Source organism: Nocardia sp. NPDC058633 (assembly GCF_042717045.1).
Lineage (GTDB): Bacteria > Actinomycetota > Actinomycetes > Mycobacteriales > Mycobacteriaceae > Nocardia.
This window is the reverse complement of the sequence record NZ_JBHXRA010000033.1, coordinates 20201-27375: the sequence shown is the minus strand read 5'-3', so window position 1 is coordinate 27375 and position 7175 is coordinate 20201. Positions and strand designations below refer to the sequence as shown.

9 protein-coding genes are annotated in these 7175 nt (G+C 68.4%); 1 reads left to right on the top strand and 8 read right to left on the bottom strand.

Annotated elements, in window-relative coordinates:
- Positions 1-153: 153 nt before the first annotated feature.
- The 8 genes from ACFWUR_RS29035 to clpS form a co-directional block, all read right to left on the bottom strand.
- Positions 154-918, bottom strand: a complete 765-nt coding sequence (locus ACFWUR_RS29035; protein ID WP_378911084.1) for a cyclic nucleotide-degrading phosphodiesterase — start codon at positions 916-918, stop codon at positions 154-156.
- A gap of 69 nt (positions 919-987) precedes the next feature.
- Positions 988-1701, bottom strand: a complete 714-nt coding sequence (locus ACFWUR_RS29030; RefSeq protein WP_378911082.1) for a rhomboid family intramembrane serine protease — start codon at positions 1699-1701, stop codon at positions 988-990.
- A 71-nt stretch (positions 1702-1772) separates the two neighbouring features.
- The gene (locus ACFWUR_RS29025) at positions 1773-2735 is read right to left on the bottom strand and encodes a PLP-dependent cysteine synthase family protein (RefSeq protein ID WP_378911080.1); all 963 of its coding nucleotides are present in this window, start codon (positions 2733-2735) and stop codon (positions 1773-1775) included.
- A 4-nt stretch (positions 2736-2739) separates the two neighbouring features.
- Positions 2740-3015: a MoaD/ThiS family protein gene (locus tag ACFWUR_RS29020; RefSeq protein ID WP_101464168.1), complete on the bottom strand. Its 276-nt coding sequence runs from the start codon at positions 3013-3015 to the stop codon at positions 2740-2742.
- A 38-nt stretch (positions 3016-3053) separates the two neighbouring features.
- Entirely contained in the window at positions 3054-3467 is a 414-nt protein-coding gene (locus ACFWUR_RS29015) for a Mov34/MPN/PAD-1 family protein (protein ID WP_378911086.1), read from the bottom strand.
- Positions 3468-3729: 262 nt separating this feature from the next.
- Positions 3730-4788, bottom strand: a complete 1059-nt coding sequence (locus ACFWUR_RS29010; RefSeq protein WP_378911078.1) for a P1 family peptidase — start codon at positions 4786-4788, stop codon at positions 3730-3732.
- Between the two features lie 33 nt (positions 4789-4821).
- On the bottom strand, positions 4822-5391 hold the full coding sequence (locus ACFWUR_RS29005; protein WP_378911077.1) for a DUF2017 domain-containing protein: 570 nt from the start codon (positions 5389-5391) through the stop codon (positions 4822-4824).
- A gap of 21 nt (positions 5392-5412) precedes the next feature.
- A complete protein-coding gene (gene clpS, locus ACFWUR_RS29000) occupies positions 5413-5760 on the bottom strand; it encodes an ATP-dependent Clp protease adapter ClpS (RefSeq protein ID WP_266296122.1) in 348 nt (115 codons plus the stop codon).
- A 61-nt stretch (positions 5761-5821) separates the two neighbouring features.
- Here clpS and ACFWUR_RS28995 point away from each other — a divergent pair, with 61 nt between their 5' ends.
- The gene (locus ACFWUR_RS28995) at positions 5822-7135 is read left to right on the top strand and encodes a nicotinate phosphoribosyltransferase (RefSeq protein WP_378911075.1); all 1314 of its coding nucleotides are present in this window, start codon (positions 5822-5824) and stop codon (positions 7133-7135) included.
- Positions 7136-7175 lie beyond the last annotated feature (40 nt).

The following is a 7175-nucleotide window of genomic DNA, read 5'->3' as shown; positions in this document are numbered from 1 at the left end:
CCGTTGCGTAGGCGACGAAGGAGCAAGCAACGGCGCCTGACCGGCGGCCCCTCAGGGCCGCGGACACGCGCGCGCCAGCGCGCCAAAAACACAGCGTCAAACCTGCCTGGGACTACTCAAACCCCGGACACACCGATCCCCCCGACCGATCCCCTACAGGTCGAAAGTCTCCCCCGGCGACACCGCATGAACCGGCCCCGAGAACGCGGCCTTGGCCTCCGCGATCACATCCTCCCGCGAAGTCCACGGCGGAATGTGTGTCAGCAACAGTTCCTTGGCCCCCGCACGAGTGGCGATCTCGCCCGCCTCGGTACCTGAAAGATGAATCCCCGCAGGACGATTCGCCGGATCGTGAGTCCACGACGCCTCGGCCATGAGCACGTCGGCGCCCTGCGACAACTCGACGACGGCATCGCACATCGCGGTATCGCCGGTGTAGACGAACACTCGACCGTCGGCGGCGGTGATCCGCAGCCCATAGGACTCCGGCGGGTGGAACATCCGGCGCGCTTCCACCGTGTGACCGGAGCCGAACGGAATCGGCGTGTTCTCTACCCAGGCCTGCGAGTCGATCACGTCGGACCAGTCGTCGGTTTCCCCGCCGATCTCCGCGGAGGCGTTCCCGATGCGCAGCGCCGCGTCGGAGGGCCCGCGCACCAGGGCCTTGCCGGTCGGCGGATTCGGGTGGTAGCGACGCCACACCAGCAGCGCGGGCAGATCGAGGCAATGATCCGCGTGCAGATGGGTAAGGAAGATGTCCACCTCTGCCGGGTTCATGTGCTTCTGCAACGCGCCGAAGATCCCGGGACCGAAGTCGATGACAATCGGCCGCATATCAGGGCCCGTCAGCAGGTAGCCCGACGCTGGGGAATCCGGGCCGGACACGCTGCCCGAGCACCCGAGGACGGTAAGGCGCATGCCCCCATGCTGCCACGACGTGCTGGTACTCAATGCAGGATCCCCCCATTTTCCAGACCGGATCCCCGGCTACCGCGTTGGTACTGCGCGGCCGACCGATGCTCCACGGCGGCGTCGACGTTCATCTGACGAGAGTACCCAGCCCGCGAGCACTCCACCCACCGCCCCGAAAAGATGCCCCTGCCAAGAAATTCGAGGGTCGCTCGGGAGCACGCCCCACAGCATCGAGCCGTAGAACACCAGGATCACCAGCCCCACCACGATCTGTCCCACATTGCGCGCGAACCACCCGCGACAGATCAGATAGGTCAGCCAGCCGAACACGATCGACGAGGCTCCGACGTGCACACTCCCCGTCGAGCCCGTGAGCCAGGTGCCGATTCCGGCGATCACCCAGATGATCGCCGTCGCCGCGATCCCACGCCCGATCCCGGACAGCAGCACGAGGAATCCGAGCACCAGCAACGGCAGGGTGTTGGCGAACAGATGGTCCCACCCACCGTGCAGCAGCGGCGCCCACAGGATGCCGTCGAGCCCGGCTACCTCGCGCGGCTCGATGCCCGCCGCGTCCAGTTCGCCCGGCGCCCCTGGTGGCTGATCGTGGGACAGGACCATGTCGACGCCCTCGATCAGATACAGCGCGCCCACGAAGCCCAGGATCCCCACCGCGGCCCGAATCCACGACGCCCCGCGTGCGGCACCGGACCCCGAACTCGCGTTCCCGCGCAACCCCGAGATCCGATCAGGATCGAACGAGGCACCCACCCCACCGCTCACCGACATCGCCTCCACTCCGGCACGGGGCCGTGGAACAGCCCACTGACCTGAGCGTACCGAAGTGAGGGCGGATCGGGTCAGGCCCAGAGTTGCCCGTCCAGTTTCTCTTCGGCTTCGTCCAGCGTGCCGTCGTATGCCCCGGTAGACAAGTACTTCCACCCGCCGTCGGCGACCACGAACGCAATATCGGCCCGTTTCCCGGCCTTGCGCGCCTTCGTGGCGACACCGAGGGCGGCGTGCAGGATGGCGCCGGTGGAGATCCCGGCGAAGATTCCCTCCTCGCCGACCAGCTCCCGCGTCCGCTTCACGGCGTCGTACGGGCCCACCGAGAACCGGGTGGTGAGCACCTTCTCGTCGTAGAGCTCGGGAATGAACCCCTCGTCGATATTGCGCAGCCCGTACACCAGCTCGCCGTATCGGGGCTCGGCGGCCACGATCTCGATGCCCGGCACCTGTTCGCGCAGGTACCGCCCGGTGCCCATCAGGGTTCCGGTGGTTCCGAGGCCGGCGACGAAATGCGTGATCTCGGGCAGATCGGCCAGCAGTTCGGGGCCGGTTCCCTCGTAGTGCGCGAGCGCGTTGGCCGGGTTGCCGTACTGGTAGAGCATCACCCAGTCCGGATTCTCCGCCGCGATCTGCTTGGCCTTGGCCACCGCCTGGTTCGATCCTCCCGCCGCGGGCGAGTCGATGATCTCGGCACCGAACATCGTGAGCAACTGACGCCGCTCCACCGAGGTGTTCTCCGGCATCACACAGACGATCCGGTACCCCTTGAGTTTGGCCGCCATGGCCAGCGAGATCCCGGTGTTGCCGCTGGTCGGCTCCAGGATCGTGCACCCGGGCGTGAGTCGGCCGTCGGCCTCGGCCTGTTCGATCATCCGCAGCGCGGGCCGGTCCTTGATCGACCCCGTGGGATTGCGGTCCTCGAGCTTGGCCCACAGCCGCACGTGGTCGTCGCCGTCCCACAGCGGGGACAGTTTCTGCAATCCGACGAGCGGGGTGTTGCCGAGCGTCGCGATCAGCGATTCGTAGCGGGCCACGATGTCAGGCGCCGCCGGCCACGGCGGGCAGGATGGTGACCGACGCGCCCGCGGGCACCTCGGCTTCCAGGCCACCCGAGAAGCGCACGTCCTCGTCGTCGACGTAGATGTTGACGTAGCGGTTGAGCTTGCCGTCGGAGAGCAGCTTCTCGGCCAGGCCGGGGTGGTTCGCGTCGAGATCGGCGATGAGCGCGGACAGTGTCGAGCCCTCGCCCTGTACTCGCTTCTCACCTCCGGTGATGCCACGCATGATGGTCGGAATGGACACGGTTACCGGCATGGGAGCTCCTGAAGGGTGGTGACTTTTCTCGGACGGGTTCAGTAGGAATCGACGACGCGCACCGGTTCTTCGGTGACCTCGCCGTCGACGATGCGGTAGCTGCGCAGCTCGTGGGACTGCGGGTCGCGCGTGGAGACCAGCACGTAGTGCGCGTCCGGTTCGGCGGCGTAGGAGATATCGGTGCGGCTCGGGTAGGCCTCGGTGGCGGTGTGCGAGTGGTAGATGACGACCGGCGCCTCGTCGGCGTCGTCCATCGCGCGCCACACGCGCAGCTGTTCCCCGGAATCGAACCGGTAGAAGGTGGGCGAGCGTTCGGCGTTGACCATCGCGACGAAGCGTTCGGGCCGGTCACTGCCCTCGGGCCCGGCGATGATGCCGCAGGCCTCGTCCGGGTGGTCGGCGCGGGCGTGTGCCACCATCGCATCAACGAGATCGGCCCTGATCACCAGCACTTCATCGACCCTTTCCACATCCTGCCTGCGTGCTGTCGAGCACCTTCCTCGACAACGACTCACCCTATTCGGGTATTCCGCAGGGCACACACTCCGGTCCCGGCCGGGCCGTCACCGCAGGTGCGGCACGTGGTCACGGGGCTGGTCAGCAGGTGGTTCGGGCCGCGAATCGGCAGCACCGACCGAGGGCGGGGGCAACGCCGACGGGGTGGTCGTGCGTGGGGCGGTGGCACCCGGGCGGTCGGGCGCCAACCGACGGCGATCAGCGCGGAAAGAGGTCGTGATAGGCGGGGATCCCGGCGATCGAAGTCGCGCTGAGCACCGCATCGACGATGGCACGTTCGACAACCACGGCGGCGGCCGTACACAACTGGTCGAGCAGGAGAAGATCGGCGGGGAACGCGGCGGGTAACTCGGTGGGCGCGACTTCTCTTGCCCCGGTCGCCAGGGCAAAGAGCGTGTCCCCGTCGAGTGGGGAGTGCACGGGCCGGATCGCGCGGGCGAGCCCGTCGTGCGCGGTGGCGGCCATTCGTCGACAGCCCGCGGGGTCGAGGGCGGCATCGGTGGCGACCACGCCGATCGTGGTGTTGAGGACCGTGCCCTTCACCGGCAGCGCGGTCAACGCGGCGATCTCGGCGGGCGTCGGCGTGCGCAAGCCGAAGAATTCGGGTCCATCGGTGCCGACGCCCCACGGGAACCCGGTGCGCGGATCGACGACCGACCCGACGGGATTGGCCACGATCACCGCGCCGACGGTCACCCCGACCCCTGGACCGTCGGCGAGAACCACACTCGCCGAACCGATTCCACCCTTCAACGCTCCGGCCCTCGCCCCGACGCCCGCACCCGCGGTGCCCCTGGCGAACTCGGTCGACGCCGCCGCGGCCGCGCGGTAGCCGAAGTCCGCGTCGGGCCGGACGCCCCAGTCGCCGACAGGCAGGTCGAAGATCACCGCGCCCGGCACGATCGGTACCACGCGGCTCGGGTCGGTCGGGTCCATCGCAATGCCCTCACCGTGTTCCTCCGACCAGGCCATCACCCCGTCGGCGGCGGCGAGGCCGTACGCACTGCCGCCGCTGAGGAGCACGGCGTTGAGTCGGCGGACGGTGTTGGCCGGGTCGAGCAGGTCGGTTTCCCTGGTGCCCGGCCCGCCACCGCGCACATCGACCGAGGCGGTCGCGCCGCCGGGGACCCGAACCACGGTGCAGCCGGTCGCGGCGCCGGTGCCGAGCGTGACTTCGGCGTCGAGCGCCTGATGATGGCCGATCAGCACACCGGCGACATCAGTGATCGAGTTGCGTACCCCGGGTCCGCTGCGCATTGTCTCGTCCTTCGTTCGCGAATCCGGTCTCGCTCAGGGCGCGAGCGCTTGCAACAGTGAATCCTGCATCCACGTCAGCCAGTGGTAGACGTCCAGATGCGGGGCGCGTGGGTCCTCCGGATCGAAATGGTCGGGCGTGTCGTCGTCGATGTCGAGCAGGGTGCCCAGCGCGAGGCGCACATCGGTGAGCGCGGCCAGCCACGCGTCGGCCTGCTCGGGCGTGAGCACGACCTTGCCGCCCAGTTCCGGACAGCTGTCGAGCACCGCTTGCCCAGCGGCCAGTTTCGCGTCGATGATCTCGGGCTCGTGCAGGCTGCGCAGCGCGCTGTTGAGGTCGGCGCGTTTGGCGTCGGGGGAACCGGGTTCGGCGCGATGGAAATCGGGCAGCAGGCGCAGCAGTTGCGGGTCTTCGGGTGGGGCGGAGTTGCCGGTGCGCAGGCCGGTGAGCGCGGCGAGTTCGTCTTCGGGGGCCTCGCCGGCACGATCGCTGAGCAGGCCCGACACCGCGCCGATCAGGGAGCGCAGGACGGTGGCCTCGTGCTCGTCCATTTCGGATCGAAGCTTGAGGCCACTCAGTGAGTTCTTCCTGCTCCACTTACGCACAGGCCCAGGTTACTCAGGTAGTCAGTCGCGCTGCATGGTTGCCCAGAGCCCGGCGGCGTGTAACCGGCGCACATCCTGCTCCATCTTGTCGCGCGAACCCGAGGACACCACCGCTTTGCCCTCGTTGTGCACCTGCATCATCAGCTCGGTCGCCTTGGCTTTGCTGTAGCCGAAAAGCTTCTGGAAGATGTAGGTGACGTAGTGCATGAGGTTCACCGGATCGTCCCAGACGACGGTGACCCAGGGCCTGTCCTCAGCCTCCAGGATCTCGGTAAATTCCGTGGTTTCCGGCGTCGCCTGCGGTGCCGACAGTGCGGCGTTCACAGCGTCGGTGACGGCGCCGGCCCGAACGGTATTGCACACGGCCATGAAAACCAGGGTACGACGAGGCCGGGAGGAAACAACACCCGCGGTGACTAGAGTTTCGGATGTGCAGATCCGTGACGAGTTCGCCAGCACCGCGCTGCTGACCGACCAGTACGAGTTGACCATGCTGGCCGCGGCGCTGGCCGACGGCTCAGCCCACCGGCAGTGCACCTTCGAGGTGTTCGCCCGGCGGTTGCCGCACGGGCGCCGCTACGGCGTCGTCGCGGGCACCGGCCGCCTGCTCGACGCGCTGCACCATTTCCACTTCGGCCCCGACGAGCTCGCCGTGGTCGCGAAATTCCTCGATCCCGCCACCGTCGACTGGTTGCGCGAGTATCGCTTCACCGGCGATATCGACGGCTATGCCGAAGGTGAGCTGTACTTCCCCGGTTCGCCGATCCTGACCGTGCGCGGCAGTTTCGCCGAATGCGTGGTTCTCGAGACGCTGGCACTGTCGATCTTCAACCACGACAGCGCCATCGCCTCGTCGGCGGCCCGCATGGTGAGCGCGGCGGCCGGGCGCCGGATGATCGAGATGGGCTCGCGGCGCACCCACGAACTCGCCGCGCCGTCGAGCTCGCGCGCGGCGTACCTGGCCGGCTTCGACGCCACCTCCAATCTCGAGGCCGTGCGCGGCTTCGGCGTGCCGGGCGCGGGGACCAGCGCGCACGCGTTCACCCTGCTGCACAGCGGCGCGGACGGCGAGCACGAGGCAGCGGCGTTCCGCAGCCAGATCGACACGCTCGGCATCGGCACCACCCTGCTCGTGGACACCTTCGACATCACCAGGGGCGTCGCCACCGCCATCGAGGTCGCGGGCCCCGAACTGGGCGGTGTTCGCATCGACTCCGGCGACCTCGGCGTGTTGGCCGGACAGGTTCGCGCCCAGCTCGACGCACTCGGCGCCACCGGCACCCGCATCGTCGTCTCCGGCGATCTGGACGAGTACGCGATCGCGGCGCTGCGTGCCGAACCGGTCGATGTGTACGGCGTCGGCACGTCGGTGGTCACCGGTTCGGGCGCACCGACCGCGGGCATGGTCTACAAGCTGGTGGAGGTCGACGGCATTCCGGTCGCCAAACGGTCCAGCCACAAACAGTCGCGCGGCGGTGCCAAGAAGGCGGTGCGCCTGGCCCGCGCCACCGGCACGATCGTCGAAGAGATCGTCTACCCCGAAAGTGGAGAAGCGCCGGCCGACAACGGTTTTCAGGTGCGTGAGCTGCAGGTGCCGCTGGTTCGTGGCGGCAAGGTGGTCGACGATGTCGCCACGCTGGCGCAGAGTCGCGAGCTGGTCGCGCGCGGGTTGGTGAGCCTGCCGTGGGAAGGTCTGAAGCTCTCCGCGGGCGAACCCGCCGTGCCGACCACGTTCCTGGGCTGAGTGTCCGCCGCGGCCTGCCCGCGATGGCAGCCACCGTCAC

Bases quoted from the DNA above. Each gene is read 5' to 3' on its own strand.
- clpS (WP_266296122.1), bottom strand. From the start codon at position 5,760: ATGGCCGTGTGCAATACCGTTCGGGCCGGCGCCGTCACCGACGCTGTG.
- ACFWUR_RS29010 (WP_378911078.1), bottom strand. From the start codon at position 4,788: ATGCGCAGCGGACCCGGGGTACGCAACTCGATCACTGATGTCGCCGGT.
- ACFWUR_RS29035 (WP_378911084.1), bottom strand. From the start codon at position 918: ATGCGCCTTACCGTCCTCGGGTGCTCGGGCAGCGTGTCCGGCCCGGAT.
- ACFWUR_RS29030 (WP_378911082.1), bottom strand. From the start codon at position 1,701: ATGTCGGTGAGCGGTGGGGTGGGTGCCTCGTTCGATCCTGATCGGATC.
- ACFWUR_RS29020 (WP_101464168.1), bottom strand. From the start codon at position 3,015: ATGCCGGTAACCGTGTCCATTCCGACCATCATGCGTGGCATCACCGGA.